Annotated in this window: 14 protein-coding genes; 9 read left to right on the forward strand and 5 right to left on the reverse strand. The window is 68.0% G+C overall.

Annotation, left to right across the window (positions count from 1 at the left end; genetic code table 11):
* Positions 1 to 91: 91 nt before the first annotated feature.
* The 5 genes from CSEG_RS02345 to CSEG_RS02365 all read left to right on the forward strand — a co-directional run bounded on the left by CSEG_RS02345 (position 92) and on the right by CSEG_RS02365 (position 7,266).
* Positions 92 to 1,141: a LacI family DNA-binding transcriptional regulator gene (locus CSEG_RS02345; RefSeq protein ID WP_013077654.1), complete on the forward strand. Its 1,050-nt coding sequence runs from the start codon at positions 92 to 94 to the stop codon at positions 1,139 to 1,141.
* Positions 1,142 to 1,543: 402 nt separating this feature from the next.
* The gene (locus CSEG_RS02350) at positions 1,544 to 3,631 is read left to right on the forward strand and encodes a TonB-dependent receptor (protein WP_244264918.1); all 2,088 of its coding nucleotides are present in this window, start codon (positions 1,544 to 1,546) and stop codon (positions 3,629 to 3,631) included.
* A 183-nt stretch (positions 3,632 to 3,814) separates the two neighbouring features.
* On the forward strand, positions 3,815 to 4,810 hold the full coding sequence (locus CSEG_RS02355; protein WP_013077656.1) for an alpha/beta hydrolase: 996 nt from the start codon (positions 3,815 to 3,817) through the stop codon (positions 4,808 to 4,810).
* Between the two features lie 34 nt (positions 4,811 to 4,844).
* Positions 4,845 to 5,846, forward strand: a complete 1,002-nt coding sequence (locus tag CSEG_RS02360) for an alpha/beta hydrolase (RefSeq protein ID WP_013077657.1) — start codon at positions 4,845 to 4,847, stop codon at positions 5,844 to 5,846.
* Positions 5,847 to 5,925: 79 nt separating this feature from the next.
* Entirely contained in the window at positions 5,926 to 7,266 is a 1,341-nt protein-coding gene (locus tag CSEG_RS02365) for an MFS transporter (RefSeq protein ID WP_013077658.1), read from the forward strand.
* Here the strand turns inward: CSEG_RS02365 and CSEG_RS02370 are convergent.
* The gene (locus CSEG_RS02370) at positions 7,263 to 8,186 is read right to left on the reverse strand and encodes an alpha/beta hydrolase (RefSeq protein WP_013077659.1); all 924 of its coding nucleotides are present in this window, start codon (positions 8,184 to 8,186) and stop codon (positions 7,263 to 7,265) included. The genes CSEG_RS02365 and CSEG_RS02370 overlap by 4 nt on opposite strands.
* Positions 8,187 to 8,213: 27 nt before the next feature.
* A complete protein-coding gene (locus tag CSEG_RS02375; protein WP_013077660.1) occupies positions 8,214 to 9,323 on the reverse strand; it encodes an alpha/beta hydrolase fold domain-containing protein in 1,110 nt (369 codons plus the stop codon).
* Between the two features lie 192 nt (positions 9,324 to 9,515).
* On the opposite strand from CSEG_RS02375, the gene CSEG_RS02380 reads away from it, so the two are divergent.
* From CSEG_RS02380 to CSEG_RS02395, 4 genes are all read left to right on the forward strand, one after another.
* Positions 9,516 to 10,562, forward strand: coding sequence for an alpha/beta hydrolase (locus tag CSEG_RS02380; RefSeq protein ID WP_013077661.1), 1,047 nt, complete (start codon positions 9,516 to 9,518; stop codon positions 10,560 to 10,562).
* A 103-nt stretch (positions 10,563 to 10,665) separates the two neighbouring features.
* Entirely contained in the window at positions 10,666 to 12,834 is a 2,169-nt protein-coding gene (locus tag CSEG_RS02385; protein WP_013077662.1) for a TonB-dependent receptor, read from the forward strand.
* A gap of 205 nt (positions 12,835 to 13,039) precedes the next feature.
* Positions 13,040 to 14,731 carry a carboxylesterase/lipase family protein gene (locus CSEG_RS02390; RefSeq protein ID WP_106907276.1) on the forward strand — a complete coding sequence of 564 codons (1,692 nt, stop codon included), beginning with the start codon at positions 13,040 to 13,042 and terminating at the stop codon, positions 14,729 to 14,731.
* A gap of 31 nt (positions 14,732 to 14,762) precedes the next feature.
* Positions 14,763 to 15,653, forward strand: coding sequence for an ROK family protein (locus CSEG_RS02395; protein ID WP_013077664.1), 891 nt, complete (start codon positions 14,763 to 14,765; stop codon positions 15,651 to 15,653).
* 147 nt (positions 15,654 to 15,800) lie between these two features.
* Here CSEG_RS02395 and CSEG_RS02400 read toward each other — a convergent pair whose 3' ends face one another.
* From CSEG_RS02400 to CSEG_RS02410, 3 genes are read right to left on the reverse strand one after another with little or no spacing between them, the layout of a single operon-like run.
* Positions 15,801 to 17,603 (reverse strand): CIA30 family protein, encoded by a 1,803-nt coding sequence (locus CSEG_RS02400; RefSeq protein WP_013077665.1) that lies wholly within the window; start codon positions 17,601 to 17,603, stop codon positions 15,801 to 15,803.
* A gap of 26 nt (positions 17,604 to 17,629) precedes the next feature.
* Positions 17,630 to 20,146 (reverse strand): zinc-dependent metalloprotease, encoded by a 2,517-nt coding sequence (locus CSEG_RS02405; RefSeq protein WP_013077666.1) that lies wholly within the window; start codon positions 20,144 to 20,146, stop codon positions 17,630 to 17,632.
* Between the two features lie 20 nt (positions 20,147 to 20,166).
* Positions 20,167 to 23,223 (reverse strand): TonB-dependent receptor domain-containing protein, encoded by a 3,057-nt coding sequence (locus CSEG_RS02410; RefSeq protein ID WP_013077667.1) that lies wholly within the window; start codon positions 23,221 to 23,223, stop codon positions 20,167 to 20,169.
* Positions 23,224 to 23,334: the final 111 nt, after the last annotated feature.

Raw genomic sequence — 23,334 nt, forward strand, 5'->3', positions numbered from 1 at the left:
CTCAACCGGTAAGGGCTTTGGCGCGGCGGCCTTGACGAACAAGCGGCCTTGCCGTCCGCTGAGCCGCTTACCGTCTTTCATCGAGGTTGCCTTGCCCCCGAAGACTAGGCCCGGCTCCAAGACAGCCGGCGCCAGACCTCAGAATATCCAGGAACTGGCCAAGATCGCCGGCGTGTCGACGGCGACTGTGTCGCGCGCCCTGACGGGCGCCGGCCATCTGTCGTCGGCGACGCGCGAGCGCATTCAAAAGCTGGCCGCCGAACTGCAGTTCAAGCCCAGCATGACCGCCCGTAATCTGAGGATCGGGCGGACGGGCGCCATCGGCGTGGTGGTGCCGCTCGGCCACGAGCGCACTCAGCACCTATCCGACCCCTTCTTCATGACCCTGATCAGTCACGTCGCCGACCGGCTCGCCGACCATGGTTATGACGTGCTCCTCAGCCGCGTCGTCCCCACGGACGGTAACTGGCTGGACCGCATCGCCCAATCAGGCCGCGTCGACGGCATCATCGTCATCGGTCAGTCCGATCAGGCGCTGGTTCTCGACGAGGCGGCCAAGTCCTACAGGCCGATGGTCGTCTGGGGCTCGCGGATCGAGGGGCACGCCTATCACACCGTCGGCAGCGACAACCGTCTCGGCGGGCGGCTGGCGACGGAACACCTGCTGGCCCAGGGCTGTCGAAAACTGGCCTTCTTTGGCGATTCCAACGTGCCCGAGGTTGAAGAGCGCCTGACCGGCTTCCGGGAAGCGATCAAGGCCGCGGGCGAGGGGGTGGCGGGCGCCCTGCTGCCGGTGCATTTCGTGCCGGACATGGCCCTGGCGACCATCTCCGAATATCTCGGCGTCGCCGACGGCGTCGACGGCATTTTCGCCGCGTCCGACACCATCGCCATGATGACGATTCAAGCCTTGGCGGAGCGCGGTCGCGCGGTGCCCTCGGACGTCAAGGTTGTCGGCTTCGACGATCTGGAGATCGCGCGTCACACCCTGCCGCCCCTGACGTCGATCCGCCAGGATCTGGGCAAGGGCGCCGAGGCGCTGGTCGACACGCTTCTGGCGCTTATGCGTGATGAAGACGCGCCGTCGGTGCTTCTGACGCCGACCCTGACCCCACGGGCCTCCTCGGCTCCAGGCGCGTAGGCTCTTCGAACGGAGAAGCGAGGTCCCGGTCTCGCCCGCAAGCTTTCGCGTCGCGGACTTGTCGGAGGCGTTCGTCGACAGACAGATCGGCAATCGATTGTCGATCCGTCGTGGCTTTGTGCCGCCCTGCTAGGCCCGCGCGGCGTAGGTCGAGCCTAATTCGAGATTTATGGGGATGTAGCCGAGGTTTTGCCTCGCCTTCGGTAGTGGGGCACGAGTCTGGTTGACCGGCAATCGTTTGCGGGCCACTGTGCTTTCAGTCGCCAAGCAGCGCCTTCAACGGGGCTCGGGCGTAACTCCCGCCAACGACGAGCGGGGGAAGAGCGAAGCAACGCGCTAGGCGTTGGGGAGGTTGAGGGAATGCAAAATCTGAAGTGGCTCGCGGTCAGCGCGGCGGCCTTAATGACGTGCGCGCCTTTGGGCGTCGCGCAGGCGCAACAATCCTCGAGCGCGGAGGAGGGCGGTCAAAAGACCTCCCCGGAGGCGACTGACGCCGTCCAGGAGGTGGTCGTCACCGCGTCCAAGACCGGCGGGCAGGCGCTCCAGACGGTGCCCATGGCGATCCAGGCCTTTTCGGGCGAGGAGCTGAAAGCGCGCAACATCGCCACCGTCGGCGACCTGGTTTCGACGATCCCTGGGGCCTTCGAAGGCTTTCGGCAGTCGGTCGGCTCTCGCTTCTACAATCTTCGGGGCAGCGTCACGCAGAACGGCGACTCGCCGCTGGGCTACTATCTCGACGACGTTCCCTTCATCGTCACGAACTTCGGCATCGCGCCGCCCGTGCGGTTCATCGACATGGATCGCGTGGAGGTGCTGCGCGGACCACAAGGCACGCTTTACGGCCAAGGGTCCTCGGGCGGGGTATTCATCTTCCACACCCGCGACCCCAACCTCAGCGACATCGAATACGCCGCCGAAAGCGAGGGGTCGCGCACGGTCGGGGCCGAAGGGTTCAACTACGGCGTTTCCGGCGCGGTCTCGGTTCCCATCGTTAAGGACCGCCTGGCGATCCGCATTAGCGGCGGCACGTCGCGCGATGCGGGGTGGGCTGACGCGTACTACGGTCCCTATGACGGCACGCCCGACCAGAAGGGCGTCAACAAGGCGAAGAACGACGACCTGCGTCTGGTCGCCTTGCTGCGTCCCAGCGACAACGTCGAGATCCGCGCTCAGTACTGGCATTTCCAGCCCCGCCAGGACTTCACGGGCTTCACGGCTTCGGTCAAGCCGCCCTATTTCGAGAACACCGCGGGTCAGCAAGGCTTCTCGAATGGGGATTTCAAGCTCTGGAGCCTTGCGGCCAAGGTCGACTTCGACGGGTTCTCGCTGACCAGCGCGACCAGCAATCTGGAGGGTGATTTCGGGATCAAAATCCCGCTGTCCCCGTCCGGATCGTTCTCAAGCCGCTTCCTGCCCAAGATGTTCGCCCAGGAGCTCCGCGTGAACTCCACGACCTCCGGGCCCTTGCACTGGGTCGCCGGGGCTTCCTACCAAGACGGCGAAGGTCCGCAGATCAACGCGCTGGTTCTACCCACCGCCAACATCAACGCCAGCAACAATACGCTGACCAAGAACTACGCGTTCTTTGGAGAGGTGAGCTACGATCTGATGGGCGGCAAGCTGGTGCCCCTGGTCGGGCTCCGGACCTATCATGACGATCGCTCGTTCGCGGACGGGACCGCCAAGGTCCCCACCAAGGCCAGCGTCAACACCTGGCGCCTGAACCTGGCCTATCTGCCCAACGACAATCTGACGATGTTCGTCTCGGCCGCCACGGGGTTCCGCCCGGGCATCGTGCAGTCCCGCGTCCAGGTCGAATCCCTAACCCTGGCCGGGGTGCCGGTCTCGGTGGCCCTCGATCCCGAAGAGTCCAAGAACTACGAGTTTGGCCTCAAGTGGCGTAGCGACGATCGGGCCTGGACCGTCGGGGTCAATCTCTATCAGCTACAGTACACCAACCTTCAGACCTCGGTGACCGGCGGCATCAACGGCGTGAACGGCTTCGCCAACTTCGGCGACGCGACCACGAAGGGCGTCGATCTGGAGCTGCACTGGCGCACGCCGATCAGGGGGCTGGCTCTGGGTTTCGTGGGCAACTTCAACGACAGCAAGTACGACAGCGTCAATCCCGTCGTCGCCGCCGCCCAGCCCTTGCTTCGCCCCGGCGCGCGCTTGATCAATACGCTGGATCAAAACTATCGCATCGACATCAACTACAGCCGCGACCTGGCGAACGATCTGGAAGGGTTCGGCAATCTGGCGCTGAGCCACAGCGGCGACCGCCTGCAGACCAACGGGTTTCCGACCCGCCCCTACGACCAGCTCAGCGCGACGATCGGGGTGCGGCGCGGAGCGTGGGAGTTCGCGTTCGTCGGCAACAATCTGGCTGATGAGCGGGGCCCGACCTTCGTTGGCACCAATGGGCCGTTGTCGGGCTCCGGCCCAACGCCGCGAACCCTCGGCTTCCGCCTCCGTGTGGCGTCACGCTAGCGCGACAGGCGGTGAAGGGGATGGGCGCGAAGTCAAGGCGCTCATCCCCTTCAGCCGGGTTCAGCCTACGTCAGGCCGCGTTGCGTGGCCTGGGACAATCCCTTATCAAAAAGACGGGCAAACGATTGCCGCGAGCCGACCGCCCGAAGACGGTGGCGGCGCGCCCTGGGAGGAGTTCTGGATATGCCGCGATCCATCCTGGGGGCGGAGTTGATCGCCGAGCCAAGCGGGCCCGCCGACCTTTCGCACGTCGATCCCGAATTGCGCGCCGCGGCGCTTCAGGTGCTGAGCGAGCCCTCCGCGCCCATGACCCGCGCCAACCTGGCTGCGATCCGCGCGCTGTGGGTTCCGCCCCCGCTGCTCCAGGCGCCCGAGGTTCGGCTCCTGACGGTCCCAGGACGGCGTGGCGATCCGGGCGTGCCCGTCGAGCTGATCGGCGCCGCGCCGAAGGGCCAGCTCCGCCCGGCGATCCTGCATATCCACGGTGGCGGCTTCGTCTCGGGGAGGGCGCGGAACCTGACCGCCTTCTGCCAGCAGTTGGCTTCCGAGTTCGACTGCGTCGTGGTCAATGTCGACTATCGTCTGGCGCCCGAGACGCCCTATCCGGGGCCGGTCGAGGACAACTACGCCGCGCTGGCCTGGCTTCACCGCGAGGCTCCGCGCCTGGGCGTAGATCCCGCTCGGATCGTCGTGATGGGCGAGAGCGCCGGCGGAGGGCACGCGGCCATCCTGACCCTTCTGGCGCGCGATCGCGGCGAGATTCCGGTGCGCGGCCAGATCCTGCTCTATCCGATGCTGGATGATCGCACCGGCGCGACACGCATGCCGCCGCCGCACGTGGGAACCATCGGCTGGAACGCCGCCGCCAATCGCTTCGGCTGGGAGAGCTTCCTGGGTGGCGAGGCGGGCGGCGCTCGCGCGCCGGCCGGCGCCTCGCCCGCGCGCGTGGCCGATCTCTCGAGACTGCCGCCGACCTTCATCGGCGTGGGCGACATCGATCTGTTCGTCGAGGAGAACTTCGATTTCGCCCGGCGATTGGTGCTGGCCGGCGTGCCGACAGAGCTGGTGGTCGTTCCCGGCGCCTTCCACGCCTTCGATTTCGTCGCGCCCGAAGCCCGCGTCTCGCGCGACTTCACGCGGGCCTGGAAGGCCGCCCTCAAGACCGCCTTCACGGCCTGACGGGGACTTGGACTTGAACACCTCGAGAGCCTTCATGAGCATGATGACGCAAGGCCGTCTGGCGATGTCGCGGCGCTTCGTTCTGGGCGCGGGTTTGGCCGTTGTCGGCGCGGGCCCGGCGCTCGCTGATCGCAAGCCCCTCGTCCCGCCGCCCGCGCTGGGCCCTTTGCCCGCCAGCTGGCTGAGCGCCGAGGTCATCCCGCTCTGGCCGGGGGCGCCGCCGAACGGCCCGTTCAAGGCCCAGCCGGTTCCCGCCGGCTTTCCCCCCGGCTTCTTCCGCAATGTCGCCAAGCCGTCGCTGCATGTGTTCCGGCCGGCCCAGAGCAACGGCAAGGCGATCCTGGTCGCTCCCGGCGGCGCCTATAGCTTCGTCGTCGGCACCCATGAGGGCGCGGCGGTCGCCGAGGCGCTCGCCGCGCGGGGTTACACCGTCTTTGTCCTGATCTACCGACTTCCGGCCGAGGGCTGGAGCGGCTTCTCGGACGTTCCTCTTCAGGACGCTCAGCGCGCCATGCGGCTCATCCGCGCCCAGGCGGCCCGGTTCGGCTTCGAGCCTGAGCAGGTCGCGGCTCTAGGTTTCTCGGCGGGGGGGCACCTGATCGCCTCGCTGGCGACCGATCACGCCGAGACCCTCTATCCCGCGAGCGATGCGGCGGACGCGCTCAGCGCCCGGCCTGCGGCGGTCGGGCTGATCTACCCGGTGATCACGTTGGAGCTCCCCGACACCAACCCTCAGACGCGCCTGTCGCTGCTGGGGGCTTCGCCCAGCGCCGATCAGGTCGCGCGCCGCTCACCCCAGCGACATGTCTCGGCCCGGACGCCGCCGTGTTTCCTGACCCATGCCTTGGACGACACCGCCGTTCCTCCAGAAAACAGCCTGATGATGCTGGACGCCCTCCGTAAGGCCGGGGTCCGCGCCGAGGCGCATTTGCTGGAGGAGGGCGGACACGGCTTTGGCCTGGGATCGCCCAACGCGCCCGACGGCCTGTGGCTGGACCTGTTCGACCGCTGGCTCCAGCGCACCCTCGCCGGGTGAGGTCCGCCTCCTGCCGCGAGCCCTCGCCCGCAAAACAAGATGATCGAGACGCGGTGGTCGCGTCCACGGAGAGACCAGGATGCAAGACGCGCTGAAGCCCAGGCTGCCTTGGCTTCGTATCGTGGAGATGAACCTCGGCTTCCTGGGGCTGCAGTTCAGCTTTGGCCTGCAGCAGTCCAACATGGCGCCGATCTACTCCTACCTGGGAGCCCGCGAGGCCGATATTCCGCTTCTGCAGCTGGCCGGTCCGGTGACGGGTCTGCTGGTCCAGCCGATCATCGGCGCGATGAGCGACCGCACCGCCTCGCGCTGGGGACGGCGGACGCCCTACTTCGTGTTCGGGGCGGTGCTGTGCGCCATCGGCCTGTTTTTCATGCCGCTTTCGCCGACCATCCTGGCGGCGGTCAGCCTGCTGTGGATCCTCGACGCCGGCAACAACATCACCATGGAGCCCTATCGGGCCTATGTCAGCGACCGACTGTCGACCGAGCAGCGGCGCTTCGGCTTTCTGTCGCAGAGCGCCTTCACCGGGCTTGGCCAGATGCTGGCCTATCTGGCGCCGACCTTCATGGTCAACATCATCGGCTTCGACATCAACGCCGTCGACGCCCACAATATTCCGGTGATCACGCGACTGGCGTTCACCGTCGGAGCGGTGCTCTCGCTGACGACGATCCTCTGGTCGATCTTCCGTGTGCCGGAGCTGCCCTTGAGCGAGGACCAGAGGGAGAGGCTTAAGGCTCTGCCGCTGACGGTCACCGCGACCCTGCGCGAAATCTGGGACGCCATCGTCACCATGCCGACGACGATGCGCAGGCTGGCCTGGATGAGCCTTTTCCAGTGGTACGCGATGTTCGGCTACTGGAATTACGTGATCTATTCGATCAGCCGGTCGGTGTACGACGAGGCCAATCCGCTGTCGGAGAACTTCCGTCGGGCCGTTCTGGACAACGGCCAGGTGGGCGGCTTCTACAACGGCGTGGCCTTCGTCGCCGCCTTCGCCATGGTGCCGTTCACGCGGCGGTACGGCGCGCCCGTGATGCACGCCTTCTGCCTGCTGGCGGCCGGCCTTGGCATGTTCGCCATTCCACATGTCGCCGACAAGGCCTGGCTGTTCCTCCCGGCGATCGGGGTCGGATTGGGCTGGGCCAGCATCATGGGCAACCCCTACATCATCCTGTCCGAGAGCATCCCGCCCGAGCGAACCGGGGTCTATATGGGCATCTTCAACATGATGATCGTCACGCCGATGCTGCTCAACGCCGTGACCATGCCCCTGTACTTCGACAGCCTGCTGGGCGGCGATCCGCGCCGTGTTCTGATGCTGTGCGGCGTGCTGATGGGAGCCGCGGCGCTCTGCGTGCTGTGGGCGGGGCGCTCGACGGGGCCGACCGCGAGCGCGAAGCAGGCCGCCGTCTAGCCCCGCGGGCGGAGCAGGAACGCGAGCGCCTCGTCCAGGCGCTCGCGCCAGGCGCCCTCGTCATGGCTGGCGCCGCCGTAGGCGCGGACGCTCAGGTCCACGCCTTCCACATAGCCCAGCGCGAGGAGCGCGCTGACCAGGGCCGCGTGCGCCTGCGGATAGAACCGATCGATACTCAGCGTGCCGCGATCCAGCCAGAGGCGGTGCGAGCCCGCGCGCGGCATATGGCGCTGGGCGAAGAGGCCGACAGCCTTCGCGACGTCCTTGGAGAAACCTTCCGGCAGGCGCTCGGTCTCGGTCACGGGCAACAGGCTGAAGTGGGCCGACAGCAGGGCCGCGCCGGCGAAGATGTCCGGATGGCGCGCGAGCAGTTCGCTGGCCACGACAGCGCCCATCGACGAGCCGGCGATGAAGGTGGTTTCGCGCTGAGGTCGGGTCGGGAAGGTCGCGTCGATGAGCGGCTTGATTTCCTCGACCAGCATCCGGGCGTAGGCCGCCGATTTCGGCGCCCCGGGCCACGCGTCGAGGACGGCTTGACGAGCCGGAGAGGAAAGTTGGTCGAGGAGCAGCGCCGGGGCGTATTCGGCGAACCGGTCCTTGGTGCAGGCCACGCCCACGACGAGGGTCGGCGCGACCTGACCGGCGTCGATCAGCCGTGACAGGCTGGCGTCGGCCTCCCAGGCCACGCCGAACGGCACCAGCCGGGCTTCGAACAGGTTCTGGCCGTCCTGCATGTAGAGCACGGGCAGGGGGCCGTCCTCGTCCGCCCCATCAGGCCTCCACACATAGAGATCGCGCGCCGCAAGGTGGCGGGAGGCGAAGTCGCGAAGGACGTAAAGCTGACCGCGCCCCGACGGCGCGGTCAGTTGGATCCAACCCTTCGGCGCGCCTTTCAGCGCGCCTGGCTTGGCCTTAGACATCGGTGGGCTCCTGTCCTGGAAACCCGCTCAGCGGCCCAGGTGCTTGTCGAAGAACTTCAGCATCACGTCGTAGGCCTGCCGCGATTCTGGAACGTCCGCGTTGTAGAAGAAGCCATGGAAGAGGCCCTCCCAGACATGCAGGTCGGCCTCGACGCCCAGGCGGACGAGCTGGGTGTGAGTGTAGACCGTCGAGCTCAGCTCGAAGCCACGCGTGGCGGTGATCAGGAGCGTCGGCGGGAACTGGCTCAGCACGGCGTCCGACGCGGTCGGCGACACCAGCGGGTCCTTGATGCTCGCGCCGGCCAGATAGGGCATGCCCGAACTATCGGAGGCCGGGCGCACGGGCGGCCAGGGCGCGGGCGGACGCGCGTCGCCCAACGGGCCGGTGAAGAAGTCCGCGTCGCCGCCAAAGCCCGAGGACGACAAGGTCGCGCCCGCGCAGAAGATGCCGATCGCGCCGGGCTTTGGCAGGCCGTGCGCCTGGAACCATGCGACCGACATGCCTGTCAGCATGCCGCCGGCGGAACAGCCATAGATGCCGATGTTCTGGGCCGGATAGGTCTTCAGAAGCTCGCGATAGACCGCGGCCACGTCTTCGCTGGCGGCGGGGAAGCGGTGCTCCGGGCCTTGGCGGTAGTCGACCGCGACAACGCGAACGCGTCCCAGACTGGTCAGGGGCAGCGACTCAAGCTCGCCGCAGCCCTGGAAGCATCCCATGAACCCGCCACCGTGCAGATTGATCAGGACGCGGTTGCGGTTCTCGGGCGCTACGCCTGCCTTGGGGGTGTAGTCGTAGACGTGCACGCCCCCGATCTTGGTGTCGACCCTCTCGTGGGGAAACAGCACACGCTGCCGGGCCAGGTACGGCTCCATGAAGACTGGAACCCCGTCCTTCTGCACCAGCAGTTCCGGCTGCTGCATCTGGCGCAGGTGCTCGGCCATGTAGGCCTTTCCCTCGGGCGAAAGCAGACTTGAGACCGGAACGCTCATGGCCGGGGCGTGGACCGTGCCGTCGGGATCGACCTTCACCGGCGACGGCTTGCGATCCTGGGCCGAGGCGGCGCCGGCCGCCAGAGCGCAGAGAGCGATCATCATCGCCTTGGCCACACCGCGTCCGCGCGCGTTTCGCGTTTCCATCTCGTTTTCTCCCTATGGCTGGCTGTTAGCCGCCTAGCCCTGTTTTGCTGCGCGCCGCAGCCTTGGCTGGGGCGAACTAGAGCGTCTTGGGTAATCGATTGCAAGTTCCTTCTCTAGAGGGGTTGCAATCGATTGCTTTTTCAGGGATCACTTGGTGCAAGAACCGAAGTGTTCGGAGTCGGGGAGGCCGGTTTGACTGTATCGAGACGCGATCTGCACGCGATGATGCTGGGCGCGGCGTTCGCCGCGGGCGCCGGCCAGTCCTTGGCGGCCGCCGTGGGCGAGGGCGGCGAGGATATCCTGGCCCGCGTCGACCCGGAATTGCGCGAGGGCGCTCGCGCCCTGCTGGCTAGGCCCTCTCCGGAGTGGACCCTGCCCGAGCTCAAGGCCTTGAGGGCGCGGATTCCGCCGCCCCCCGCGCCCTTGGCGAGTCCTCCAGTGGAGCGCCGCGTCATTCCGGGCGCTCCCGGCGGGCCGGACGTATCGGTCCAGGTGATCGGCGCCGGCCCTCGCGGCAAGGCGCGGCCGGCGCTGCTGCACATCCATGGCGGTGGCTTCATCCTGGGACGCGCCGAGGACTCCACGCCTCTGTGCCAGACGATCGCCGCGGAGATGGATTGTCTCGTGGTCAATGTGGAATACCGGCTTTGCCCGGAGACGCCTTTCCCGGGACCGGTCGAGGACTGCTACGCGGCCCTGGCGTGGGTGCATCGCAACGCAGATGCCCTGGGCGTCGATCGCGATCGCATCGCGGTGATGGGCGAGAGCGCCGGCGGCGGCCTGGCGGCGATGGTCGCCATCGCCGCGCGCGACCGCCGCGAAGTCCAGCTGCGCTATCAAGTCCTGATCTATCCCATGCTCGACGATCGGACCGGTAGCACGCGCCGCGTCCCGCCGTTCATCGGCAGTATCGGCTGGGACGAGGCTGGCAACCGGTTTGGATGGACGAGCTTCCTGGGGGCGCCCGCCGGCCAGGGGCAGCCGCCCCACGGCGCCGTGCCGGCCCGGCTCTCCGACCTTCGCGGCCTGGCGCCGGCCTTCATCGGCGTCGGCGCCATCGACCTCTTCGTCGAAGAGGATCTGGAGTACGCCCGGCGCCTGGTCCTCGCGGGCGTGCCGACCCAGTTTCACCTCACGCCGGGCGCGTATCACGGCTTTGATTTCATCGCGCCACAGTCGCGCCCGTCCAAGGCGTTCACCGCCGCCTGGATGAGCGGGTTGCGCGCCGCCTTCGCCTGACGCGGACGCGGCGGGCGAAGCAGTTCACGCGGAAATCTACGCCACTGAAAGTGGCAATCGATTGCGGTTTTGACGCTAAACAATAAGAAGGGGAGGTATCGTCGTGAGAAAAACTTCATTCCACGCGGGTTCGCGTTCGGCGCTTTGGCGCGGCGTGAGCCTGGCGGCGTTGGCGGGTCTGTCTTTCGCCGCCAGCGGGCCGGCCCTGGCCCAACAGGCGCAGGGCGAGACGACCGAGTCAGAAAAGCTCGACGAGGTGGTCGTCACCGCGCTCAAGGGCGGGTCCCAGGTCATCGCGCGCGCGCCCGTCGCCATTCAGGCCTTCTCGGACAAGGTCCTGACCGAGCGCGGCGTTCGAGACGGCGCGGACCTGATCCAGATGATCCCCGGCGCGTCGCAGGCGCAGGAGATCGGCGCGGGCTATCGAATCTTTTCGTTCCGGGGCTCCGGCGCCGGCGGTCCGGTCGGCGACGGCATGATCGGCTACTATCTGGACGACACCCCCTTTGGTGTCCCCAACAACCAGGCCGCCCCGCCCCTCCAGTATTTCGACATCGAGCGGGTGGAAGTTCTGCGCGGGCCGCAGGGCACGCTGTACGGCTCGGGCTCGATGGGCGGCGCCATCATCTATCGCACCAAGAGCCCCAGTCTCAGCCGCATGGGCTTCACCGCCGAAAGCGAACTGTCGGGCACGCGCGACGCGGGCGATCCCAACTATCGCGTGGCGGGAGCGGTCTCGATCCCGATCATCGAAGACAAGTTGGGCCTGCGCGTCAGCGGCGGCTACGACAAGCGGGCGGGCTATAACGACATCTACCAGGGCGCCCCCACGGGCACGCCCTACAAGACCGACGCCAACGGCGTGGTCGCCAAGAACCTTCAGGCGGTGCTGCTGTGGAAGCCCACCGACCGCTCGACCGTGCGGCTGCGGGCCTGGCGGTTCAGCACCGATCAGGACTATCTGAACGTCATGAACTCGGTGGATCCGCCCTATGCGGCCTACCAGGGCACGGTCAGCGGCTATGATCGCCGGCGCGCGAACTACTATTCCGGGACGATCACCCACGAGTTCGACGGTCTGACCCTGACGAACGCCACCTCCTATCAGAAGTCGCTGCCGGGCGGCTTTGGCGTGGCCCTGAATCTCGGCGCGCCGCTGGGTATTGGCACGCTGATCAACGGCGGTGACGCCCACAGTTTCGTCAACGAGTTCCGGCTCGCGACCTCGGGCGACGGCCCGCTGCACTGGGTGGGCGGCGCCTTCTACCAGAAGGCCCGGGGCCTCTATACCTTCTCCCTGGACTTCCCCAGCCTGAAGCTCGGCGGCAGCACCATCACCCGCACCGAGAACGCCTCGGTGTTCTCGGAAATCAGCTACGACCTGATGGACGGCAAGCTGGTGCCGCTGTTTGGCCTTCGCTACTTCAAGGACGATCGTTCGTCGGAATCGGTGACGAACGGCGAGCTGATCACCAGCCAAGCCAAACCGGACGCCCTGACCTGGCGGGCGAACCTGGCCTATTACCCGACCGACAAGTGGATGCTGTTCTTCAACGCGGGCACCGGGTTCCGGAGCGGGATCCTGCAGTCGCAGGCCCAAGCCAACGCGGTGATCGCCGACGGCGTGCCGACCAGTATCTCGTTGACGCCCGACAAGCTGCGGAACATCGAAATCGGAGCCAAGGGCAAGCTGTTCGACGACAGGCTGCATCTGTCGATCAGCGCCTACGACATCAAGTACACGAACCTTCAGAGCGCCTTCAACACGTCGATCGGGCTCTCGGCCTTCGCCAATCTTGGCGACGCCAAGACCAAAGGCATCGATATCGAGGCGTCGTGGGACACCCCCGTCAAGGGGCTCAACTTGACCCTGATCGGCAACGTCAACACCTCGGAGTTCACCAACGTCATCCCCGCCTTCGCCGCCGCCAATCCGCGTAACGGCGACGGTGAGGACCTGTTCAACACGCCGCCCTACAACTGGCGTCTGGACGTGAACTATCAGAAGAGCGTCGGGCTCTACGACGTGTTCGCCAACGCCTCCGCCACCGCTGTCGGCCGGGCGCGCAACAGCGACGCCACCGTCAATACGCTCGATCCCTATCAGCTCTATCGCGCCAGCGTCGGGGTTCGAAAGGGCGCCTACGAGGTCAAGCTGTTCGGCGAGAACCTCTCGGACGAGCGTGGCCCCACCGCCGCGAACGGCCCAACCTTGCTGGCGGGGCCGCGCCCGCGAACCATCGGCGTGAACCTCAGCCTCGACTTCAACTAGGCCCGACCGAGCGGGCGGCGGGGCGAAGGTCCCGCCGCCTGACGATTCCCCGAACTGAGGGGGCCGCGCGCCGCTCGTGGGATCGAGAGGCCGACGCGGTTCATTCCCCGCGCGGGGGGAGCCCCTGCTGCTTCCCCCGCGACTTCTTTTCTCCAAACCGAACGCGCCGCCCTGTGGCGTCGCGATGGCCTGGGAGGGTTTGACCGTGAGCGGCTTGTTCGATGATCGTCGCGCCTTCGGCGTGGGCCGCCGGTCCGTTCTCGCGTGCGCGGGCCTGATCGCGGGCGTCCAAGGCGCGGCGGCGGGCTCGGCCGCGGCCGCCACCAAGTCCGCGCCATTCAGCCTGGCCGCCGGCGGCGCCCTGGCCCAGGCTTCGACCGCCGCCGGCCGCGTGGCGGGCTATGTTCGCGGCGGGATTTTCACCTTCAAGGGCGTGCCCTACGCCGGTCCGACCGGCGGGGAAAACCGTTTTCTGCCGCCGCGCGCGCCGGAGCCCTGGAAGGGCGTCCGCAGCGCTCGCCACTATGGCCCAATCTGCCCCCAGGATCAGGGAACAGGCCGCCTCAACGATGAGGAAGCCTTCGTCTTTCAATGGAACGACGCCGTCCAGAGCGAAGACTGCCTGAGGCTCAATGTCTGGACGCCGGGCCTTGAGGGCTCCGGACGACGGCCGGTCATGGTGTGGCTCCACGGGGGCGGCTTCGCGGCCGGCTCCGGCCATGATCTGCCGGCGTTCGATGGCGAGAACCTCGCGCGCCGGGGGGACGTGGTGGTCGTGACGCTCAATCACCGCCTGAACGTTCTGGGCTATCTGGACCTGTCCCACTGCGATGAGCGGTTCGCCCAGTCTGGCAACGTCGGCATGCTCGACATCGTCGCCGCCTTGGCGTGGGTTCGCGACAACATCGCCCAGTTCGGTGGGGATCCCGACCGGGTTCTGATCTTCGGTCAGTCCGGGGGAGGGGCTAAGGTCTCGACTCTGATGGGCATGCCCGCCGCCCGCGGTCTCTTTCACCGCGCCATCGTCATGAGCGGCTCCTTCAGCCGCGCCGTCTCCCAGGAGAAGGCGCGCCGCCTGACCGATCTGACCCTGGCTGAACTGGGCCTCTCGACTTCGGACGTCGCTCGTCTCCAGACCCTGCCGCACGCGCGCCTTCTGGAGGCGGGGCAACGGGTCCGGGCGCGGGTCAACAAGCCGTTCGACGGCTTCGTCGACGCCCGCCTTATCCCCGATCACCTCGACTTCGCGCCCGTGGTCGACGGGGCCATCCTGCCGACCTGTCCCTTCCATCCGGACGCGCCGGCGATTTCCGCCGACGTGCCGCTGATGGTCGGCACGACGCTCAACGAGTTTGTCCACGGGATCAACCACCCCGAGGTCGAGGCGATGAGCTTGGCGGAGCTGACGGCGCGGGCTGAGCGCTTCCTGCCCGGAAAGGGCGCGAGCCTCGTGGCGGCCTTCCGCCAGCGGACGCCTGACGCCAGCCCCTTCGATCTGTGGTCTCGCATCGCCACCGCGCCGATCCGTAAGGCCGCGGTCGATCAGGCGGCGACCAAGGCCCGTCAGGGCGGAGCGCCGGCCTATCTGTACGGGTTCAACTGGCGCTCGCCGGTGCTGGATGGCCGGCCACGGGCGTTCCACTGCCTGGATATTCCGTTCGCCTTCGCCAACACCGACCGCTGTGACTCCATGACCGGCGGGGGGCAGGACGCCCGCGCGTTGAGCGCCCAGGTGGCCGACGCCTTCGTGGCCTTCGCCCGGAGCGGCGATCCCAACCACGCCGGCCTGCCGCGTTGGCGTCCGGTGACGCGGGAAGGGGCCGCCACGCTCATCTTCGACGCTAAGACCCGGTTCGATCCGGATCCCGACGCCATCGAGCGCGCGGCGATCGCGTGAGGGGCTGCGACGTTTTCTTGAGGGAGAGGCAATGACCTACGGGGGCGTGGAAATCGGCGGAACGAAGGTCGTGATCGCCTTCGGCTCGGGGCCGGAAGACCTCGGCGAGCGCGTACGCATCCCGACCACGACGCCGGAAGAGACGATCGACGCCATCGTCGGCGTGCTGGAGGCCCGGCGCGGGAGTCTCGGCCTCGACGCCGTCGGCGTGGCGACGTTCGGGCCGGTGCGGCTGGATCCGAAGGCCCCCGACTATGGCCACATTCTCCCGACGCCGAAGCCGGGCTGGTCGGGCGCCGACATCCTGGGCCCCTTGAGGCGGCTGGGGGTCCCGATCGGCCTGGACACCGACGTCAATGGCGCGGCTCTTGGCGAGGGGCGCTGGGGCGCCTGCGCGGGCCTCGACGACTACGCCTATGTGACGGTGGGGACGGGGGTTGGCGTCGGCGTGGTCGTCAATGGCGCGCCGGTGCACGGAGCGTTGCACCCCGAGCTCGGCCATCTGCCCGTGCGTCGCGATCCGGCCCTGGATCCGTTCGCGGGGTCTTGTCCCTTTCACGGCGACTGTCTGGAAGGTTTGGTCAGCGGGCCTGCGCTCGCCGCCCGCGCCGGGCGTCCCGGGGAGGCGCTTGCGGCCGACGATCCCGTCTGGGGCCTGGTCGGAGACTATCTGGCGCAGATGGCCGCCACGCTCACCTATACTGTCGCTCCCCGTCGGATCGTGCTGGGAGGCGGTGTCGGTCAGACTCCTCGCGTCCTGTCCCGCGTCCGCGAGCGCTTGGTGTTCTGGCTTGGCGGTTATCTGCCGGCGCTTCAGAACTCCCAAGCCATTGAGGCCTATCTTGTAGCCCCGGCGCTCCGCGAGAATTCTGGTGTTCTGGGCGCGATCGTCCTGGCGCGCGAAGCTCTGCGGGCGTCTTGACCGCACGCGGCGCGGGTGGGCCCTCAAGGCGGAACGGGCTGTCACGTTGATCGCGCCCGGCGGCAAGCCGGTTGGAGCACCTTGCGCCACTCGAGCGCAAGGTGCTGGTTCGCCGTCGGCGGAACGGCCGAGCTTGGGCGGTCTAGCCTAGTTGAAGGTCACGTCGTCCAGCTCGAACCATAGCTTCCGGCCAGCCGGGCGCGAGCCGCCGACCCCTACCTCGAGCAGGTCTGCGCCCGTCCAGGCGCCGTCACCCTTGCCCGCGCGGGCGAAGGCCGAGAACGGCACGGTGACCTTGGTCCAGGTCGGTTGGCCCGTCACCTTGGCGGTCCAGGGACCCGAGACGGTGTTGATGGTCACCACATAGGGACCGCCGTCGCCGCGGATCTCGAAGCTGACGCCCTTGAAGGCGCTGGCGTCGACGGGCCGCACCGAGCCCCGGCTGAGCGGCAGCAGGACGCCCGCGTCCGGCTCGGCCTTGATCGCCATCTTGGCCGCGACGCTGAGCACCAAGTCGCCATCGCCCTTGTCGATGACCTGGGCGACTTCCATGCTGCGGTCGCGGCCGCCATCGAAGTCGTTGAGGCGCAGGGTGTCGAGACTGGTGCGGCCGTCGGCGCGTTGGAAGTCGTCGATCAGCGCCGTGGCCTTCCGCGCGGGCAGGGTCGGCTTGTCGTTGGCGGGCGAGCGGACCGCGCCCTGACCGAAGGCGACCTGGCCGTCGATGAACACGCGATCGACCTTGCGGACGTCCTCGATGCGGGTCCAGGGCGTCCCGGCGATCAGGACCAGATCGGCGCGCTTGCCCTTCTCCAGGGTGCCGCGGTCGGCCAGCAGGTTCATGGCGCGCGCGCTGGTGGCCGTGCCGGCGATCAGCGCCTCGGCGGGCGTCAGCCCGGCCTGCACCAGCAGTTCCATCTCGCGCAGGGTCGAGGCGCCATGGACCGTGCCCGGCATGCCCGCGTCCGTGCCGAGCGCGATCGGGACGCCGGCGTCCTTCAGGGTCTTCACGTTGGCTAGGGCGTAGCCGAACTTGCGTGCGGACTGCTTGGCGCGAGGGCTATCCGGATCGGCGGGCGGCTTCTGGCCTGGCTTGACCGGCTCGTAGACCGCCAGGGTCGGCGCATAGAAGGTGCCGTTGGCCTTCAGCTTGGCGACGGTCTCGGCGTCGATCGGCCTGTCCTGCAGGCTGTGGGCGATGATGTCCACGCCGGCGTCCGCGGCCACGGCGCCACGGTCCGTCGTCACCGTGTGCGACAGGACCTTGAGGTTTTGCTTATGGGCCGCCTCGGTCAGGGCCTTCAGCGTCCAGCCGTCCATGCTGGTGTTGTCGGGCGCCGAGCCATAGCGCCAGCCGTCGGTGAAGGCCTTGATGGCGTCGGGGCGGTAGGGGGCCAGGCCTTCGACGGCGGCTCGGGCGCCTTCGGGCGTGTCGACCCAGCGGGTCGTCGCCTCGTCGGCCCAGTCGGCGCCATGGCCGCCGGGCGTGCTGATCCGGGCGATGAAATTGACGTGCGGCGCGGTCAGGGTCGAAAGCCATTCGCGACGCGGCGCGAACGACTCCGGCTGCTGGTGGAAGTCGTTCACCGTCGTAACGCCGGCCGCGACATAGGCGTCGGCGATCTTCGGAGTGATGGCGGGCGCGCCGGCAGGGGTCCAATGGGTGTGGACGTCGAAGAAGCCTGGCAGCAGGGCCTCGCCCTTCGCGTCGATGACCTGTGCGCCCTTCGGCGGGCGGACGTTGGGGCCGATCTCGGCGATGCGTCCGTCCTGGATGACAAGCGCGCCTTTGTACGGCGCCGCGCTGACGCCGTCGAAGATCTGGGCGTTGACGATCGCCAGGGTCGACGGGGCGGCCTGGGCGCCGAGCGGCAGCAGCGCGCCGGCCGCGAGGCTCGCGACCAGGGCCCGTCGGGACAGAGCCTGGAACGGCCGGAAGTGAGCGGTCATGGGCGGGTTTCCTTCTGGGGTACGCATTACAAGTTCGAGCCCGGGGCGCAGAACCAGCAGTCCTCGCCGCCGATCGGCATGCCGGGCGGCAGGGTCTCGACGGCGCCCGAACGGGGCGCGGCCAAGGCTTGGCGCGCGGCGGGGTCGTCGCTGAGCAGGGCGCGCGACAGCATCGACGCCTGATCGGCCTCCGCGCCACGTCCCTGGTATTCGGCCAGGGTCTTGGCGAAAGCGCGCAGGCTCGCGTCGATCTGGGCGGCCGCCGTGGGCGACAGCGCCTTTTCGCCGAGGACATCCACGAGGTCGCCGACGATGCGCGCGCGGATCCGCCGGCGCAGGTCGCCCAAACGTCCGTCGGCCTGCGCGCCGCCGGGCGCGACGCTGGCCAGCAGGCGAGTGGTCAGCTCGGCGACGTCCAGCTGAGCGGGGTCTCGCCGATTCTGCTCGACCACCCGGTTCAGGCGGGCGGGGTTGAGCAGCAACGACACCGTCTGGTCCGCCGCCATTTCCGCCGCCGTGGGCAGGTCGAACACCGACGATCCGGCGGTCGGGAAGATCTCGATATCGTAGGCCTTGTCGCGCGCGCCGGACTGGCCCGAAGACAGCAGCGCCAGCAGCCCGTCGGGAAGATCGAGCGTCGCCGGGTCGGTGGTCTTGAGCAGCGCCTCCAGCGCCCGTCGCTGCTCCGCCGCCGGCGTGACCGTCGCCACCTCGTGGCCGTCGCCGCGCACGGCGTAGGCGTAATCCACCCCGCCCACCAGCTTGACGGCCGCTTCGACCTGATAGCGGTGGAACAGATAGATCGGGACGAGCACCCGCTTGAGATCCGCCGCCGGGGCGCCCTTGGGCAGGGCGCCGAGACCAAAGCGGCTGAGCGCTATCCTGCGCACGGCCAAGACGTGATCGAGTTCGGCGACGGCGTCTGGGCCATTGTCCCACAGGGCGCCATACGGCTGCCCCGTCGCTCCACCGCGCGCGTCGGCGTCGGTGACGAAACGCATGCCCTTGGCCTGGGCGTCACGCGCCAGCCGGTCTAGCCGCGCGGCCTCGTTGGCGCCCGGCGCGCCTTCGGAATAGAGCCAGTTGATCGCAAAGCGGTCCCAGGCCCCGACGCCCTTGGCGTAAGCGTCGGAGAGGTCCAGACGATCGCCCGCGATCTTCACCGCCGGCGCCGGGTAGTCCATCACCGAGGCGCGGCCATAGGTGCTGGCGGCGAAGTTGTGCGCCAGGCCCAGCGCGTGGCCGATCTCGTGGACCGACAGCTGACGGATGCGGGCGAGCGAGACGTTGATCGGGTCGTCCGGACCGCCCTTGCCGGTCTTGTCGGCCCCGACCAGTCCCTCGAAAATCATGCGGTCCTGGCGGACGCGCAGCGATCCCAGTTGCACCACGCCGCGGACGATCTCGCCCGTGCGGGGATCGACCACGGTCGTGCCGGTCGACCAGCCGCGCGTCTGGCGGTGGATCCAGTTGACGACGTTGTAGCGCGCGTCCATCGGATCGACGCCTTCGGGCAGGACCTCCACGCGGAAGGCGTCGATGAAGCCCGCCTCTTCGAAGGCCTTCGCCCACCAGCGACCGCCCTCGATCAGGGCGCTGCGCATCGGCTCGGGCGCGCCGCGATCGACGTAGAACACGATCGGCGTCTTGACCCGCGAGCGCGCCGCGCCGGGATCGGTTTTTTCCAGCCGGAAACGGCGGACCAGCCGCTGGACGGTCGGCTGGTCAAGCGACGCGGCGTAGTCGGCGAACAGCACCTGGGCCGATGTGCCGGTGCGCGGGTCGTGTTCCCGCGAAACAAACCCGGGGGCGGGCAGGCGAATGAAGCTGTGGTGGACCCCGAAGGTCACCGACCGACCGTCGGGGACGATGCCGTTGACCTCCGGCCCCGGCTCGTCCGCCGTGAACGTCTGGCGGGTCTCGAACTCGAGATTGTCGGGGAAGGTCCCGATGGCGGCCAGGTCGACATAGCTGAGGTTGGCAGCCGCCTTGAACGCCCCCTGCTTGCCGCGCTTGAGCGCGCTGGTGATGTCGAAGGCGTCGCGCAGCAGGAACGAGGCGATGTCGACGGTGAAGCCGCCGTCGGGCGTGTCCGCGACGACGTCGCCCGACCAGACCACCGAGGCGGGGAAACTGTCCTGGACGGTGCGCACCTCCTCGGCCCCGCCGCGCACGGCGCGGAAGCCGTAGTTCTCGAACGCGATGAACACCTTCTTGCCCACGCGCCGGAAGGTCAGCACCTGGGTGTCGCCCGAGGCGGCGCGGTCCAGACCGACCGGCGTCGAGCCGAGGCCGCCGCTGAGGCTGGGCTGATAGAGGAAACGCCCCGACACCCCGTCGGCGGCGGGCGCCGGCAGGGTGAGAAGCACGGCGCCCTTGGCCGCGTCGGTCTTGACCGGCAGCAGGACTGGGGAGGAGGCGGACGACGCCGCGGACGCGCTCGTCGCCGGAGCCGAGAAGGCCGCTGGCGCGGCGGCGAGGCCCAGAGCGACGATCGCGCCCGAAACCCACCAGCGCGCCTTGCCGGCGCTGAGCCTTGTCATCACGTCGTCCGCCCCTCTGACTAGAACTGCTTCTTGATGCTGAAGTACCAGTAGCGCGCGTACGGTGAGTAGACCGTACCGTCGTAGCCCGTCGAGGATAGCGGCGGGTCCTTGTCGGTGATGTTGCGCACGCCCAGACGCAGCTGAGTGGCCGCCTTGGCCAAGTCGTACTCGGCATAAAGGTTGGCGGTCAGCTGCGAGTCGACCGCCCACGGAACGCCCGCGGAGTCGATCAGGTCGGTGTCGTCATAACCGCCGACGTACTGAGTGAAGCCGCCCACGGTCAGCTGCTTGTAACGCCAGGTCAGCGACGCCGAGCCCTTCCATTCGGGCTTGCCGTTCTGGTTCAGCAGGCTGCCGCCACCGGTGATGGTGGTGCCGGCGTTGATCTTGCCGTCGGCGCGCGCCTTCAGAAGCTCGGCGATGCCCGGCGACGGCGACTGATAGTACTTCATCAGGTGCGCGGCGTTCAGGCTGAGGTCGAAATCGCCGAAGCGGTCGGTGTTGAGCCGCCACATCAGGCCAAGGTCCAGCCCTTCGACATCCTGCGGCTGGAGGTTGGTGTACTGGTCGTTGACGTACAGCACCTGGCCGGCGGCGGTGAGGCCGGTGCCGGCGAAGGCGGCGATGTCGTCAGCCGTCGGCGCGGCGCGGATGACGTTCGGGTTGCTCGAGCCCGACTGTCGCAGCAGGTAGTCCAGGATGAGGGCGTTGCCCTCGCCGAACACGCCGATCAGGCCCTTCTGCTTCACCTTCCAGTAGTCGACCGTGAAGGTGAACTTGCCGAAGTTCGACGGAATGAACCGCGGCTCGAACACCAGGCCGTAGGAGAGGGTGGTCGACTCTTCGGGATCAAGGTCCGGATTGCCGGCTCGACGCGCGGTGGTCAGCAGCGAGCGCGAGCACGAGGAGAAGGCCGTGATGCGCTTGGCCCGAAGATCGGCCTCGCAGAAGATGTAGTCGGTGCGGGTGTTGGAGCGCGACACGACCGTCGCGTTGATCTGCTCGAGGTTCGGCGCGCGGAAGCCCTGCGCCCACGAGCCCCGGACCCTAACGCCGTCCACCAGGTCCCAGGCGGCGGCGACCTTCGGTTTGGCGGTGCTGCCAAAGTCGCTGTAATGCTCGTAGCGGCCGGCCAGCTGGACTTCCAGGCGATGGACCAGCGGTATCGACATTTCCGGCGAGACCAATGGCGCGGCGAACTCGAGGTAGGTCGAGGCGACCGTGCGATGGCCCTTGGTGTCGGGGTTGATGCTGGAGTTGATCAGGTCGCTCAGCACCACGCCGCTGATCGGATCGGTGAAGGTGGTCGTGCCGTCGATGCGGCTGTCGCGGTCGTCCAGCTGGGTCTCGCGCCGCAGCTCCACGCCCGAGGCGACGCCGACGTCGCCGGCCGGCAGCGAGAACAGGTCCGGCCTGGAGACCTTGAAGTCCCACGAGGCCAGGGTGCTCTTGGTGCGGCGCTTGACCTTCACCTTGATGGCGTCGATCGCCGCCTGGCTGTTGACGGTGGTGTCCGCGCCGCTGGGGCTGTTGATGTTCGAGCCGTTGAAGACGTTGTAGGCGTCGGGCGTCGACAGGGCGAGCTGGGCGTAGAGCTTGGTGTTGGAAATGTTGTCGCTGATGTCGTCGGCCTTGGCCTCCGAATAGATGAACGCCGACTCCCAGTCGAAGCCGAACTTCTCGCCGCGAACGCCGCCCAGCACGCGGTACTGGTCGTTGGTGACGTCGACTTCCGTCGGGCCCAGGTCGGCGAAGGTGTAGCCGCGCAGGGTCAGCGACAGGCCGGCGGCCGGCGCGTTCAGATTGGGCAGGCGGTTGGGGTTGGCGGTCCCGTTCGCGAAGGTCACGGGGCCAAACGGATTCCAGTAGTTGCTGGCCGGAATGCTGATCACGCCCGACGAGAGGGTCGCGATCGGCGCCTGCTGTGCGTTGGTCTTGGCGTGGTAGAAGCCAAGTTCGCCAAAGACGGTGACGTTGTCGGTCACGTCGTAGTGACCCGTCAGGAAGACGTTCGAACGCTTCACCGATGGGATGACCGTGGTGTTCAGCGCGGCGGAGTCGAAGCGCAGGTCGCGGTCGACGCCCGCGGTCGCCAGCGCCCCGTCGTCGATGCAGAGGCCGCCGCTGATGTTGAGCTGGCAGCCGGGGAAGCTGGATGGCTGGATGTGGAAGTAGCCGGCGCTGCTGGTCAGGGCCGTCGTTCCCTGGCGCACCGTGCCGAAGCTCTGGGTGGTCTGGGCGTAGACCCACGGCGTGGTGGTGCTGCGGCCGTCCAGGCTGGTGGCGCCGTCGAAGCGCGTGCCGGCGAACAGCGGGCGGCGATCCAGCGAGGCCGTGTAGGTCTGGTCCTTGGACCGCAGGTGCGAGCGCGCGTCATACGACACGAAGGCGCTGATGTTGCCACGGCCCTCGGCGAAGTTCTTTCCGCCGAAGACATTGAAATTATAGTCCTGCAGGTTCGTGCCTTCAGCCGTCCCGTACTGGATCGAGGCGGTGACGCCATCGATGTCGTCGCGCAGCACCGTGTTGACGACGCCGGCCACCGCGTCCGCGCCATAGATGGCGGCCGCGCCATCGCGCAGCACTTCCATGCGCTTGAGGCCCGTCACCGGAATGGCGTTGCTGTTGTAGGTCAGGACCGGCACGAGGTTGTCGTTGGCCTGGCTGGTGGGGTGGGTGACGACACGGCGGCCGTTCAGCAGCACCAGCGTGTTGCCGATGCCGAGGTTGCGCAGATTCACCGAGCCGACATCGCCGCGCGCGCTGTTGCTGCTGCCCGGCAGATACTGCGAATTGAAGTTCACGTCGCCCATCTGCGGGATGGTGCGGAAGAGATCGTCGCCCGACACCGCGCCGGACGCGCGGATCTGGTCCTCGCCGACCAGCGTGACCGGCAGGGCGGCGTTGACCTTGGCGCCCTTGATCTGAGAGCCGACGACGACCACCGCCTCGACTTCGGTCGCGGCCGACGCTGGCGGCGTGGGTTCGGTTTGACGCGCCCACGCATGGGCCGCGAAGCTGGCGGCGCAGAGCGCCGTGGTCGCAAGCACAAGCCTGCGGTGATTGATGTTCATGAGAGCCCCTCCAAGAACTCGACGCGCGAGCCGCTCCCCGTTCCCCTTCACCGACGAAGCAGAACTCGGCTCCCGCCATACGCCCGCCTACTGAAGCGGACGAATGTTATT

Source organism: Caulobacter segnis ATCC 21756 (assembly GCF_000092285.1).
Taxonomy (GTDB): domain Bacteria; phylum Pseudomonadota; class Alphaproteobacteria; order Caulobacterales; family Caulobacteraceae; genus Caulobacter; species Caulobacter segnis.

Bases quoted from the DNA above. Each gene is read 5' to 3' on its own strand.
- CSEG_RS02350 (WP_244264918.1), top strand. From the start codon at position 1,544: ATGACGTGCGCGCCTTTGGGCGTCGCGCAGGCGCAACAATCCTCGAGC.
- CSEG_RS02355 (WP_013077656.1), top strand. From the start codon at position 3,815: ATGCCGCGATCCATCCTGGGGGCGGAGTTGATCGCCGAGCCAAGCGGG.
- CSEG_RS02360 (WP_013077657.1), top strand. From the start codon at position 4,845: ATGAGCATGATGACGCAAGGCCGTCTGGCGATGTCGCGGCGCTTCGTT.
- CSEG_RS02365 (WP_013077658.1), top strand. From the start codon at position 5,926: ATGCAAGACGCGCTGAAGCCCAGGCTGCCTTGGCTTCGTATCGTGGAG.
- CSEG_RS02370 (WP_013077659.1), bottom strand. From the start codon at position 8,186: ATGTCTAAGGCCAAGCCAGGCGCGCTGAAAGGCGCGCCGAAGGGTTGG.
- CSEG_RS02375 (WP_013077660.1), bottom strand. From the start codon at position 9,323: ATGGAAACGCGAAACGCGCGCGGACGCGGTGTGGCCAAGGCGATGATG.
- CSEG_RS02395 (WP_013077664.1), top strand. From the start codon at position 14,763: ATGACCTACGGGGGCGTGGAAATCGGCGGAACGAAGGTCGTGATCGCC.
- CSEG_RS02400 (WP_013077665.1), bottom strand. From the start codon at position 17,603: ATGACCGCTCACTTCCGGCCGTTCCAGGCTCTGTCCCGACGGGCCCTG.
- CSEG_RS02405 (WP_013077666.1), bottom strand. From the start codon at position 20,146: ATGACAAGGCTCAGCGCCGGCAAGGCGCGCTGGTGGGTTTCGGGCGCG.
- CSEG_RS02410 (WP_013077667.1), bottom strand. From the start codon at position 23,223: ATGAACATCAATCACCGCAGGCTTGTGCTTGCGACCACGGCGCTCTGC.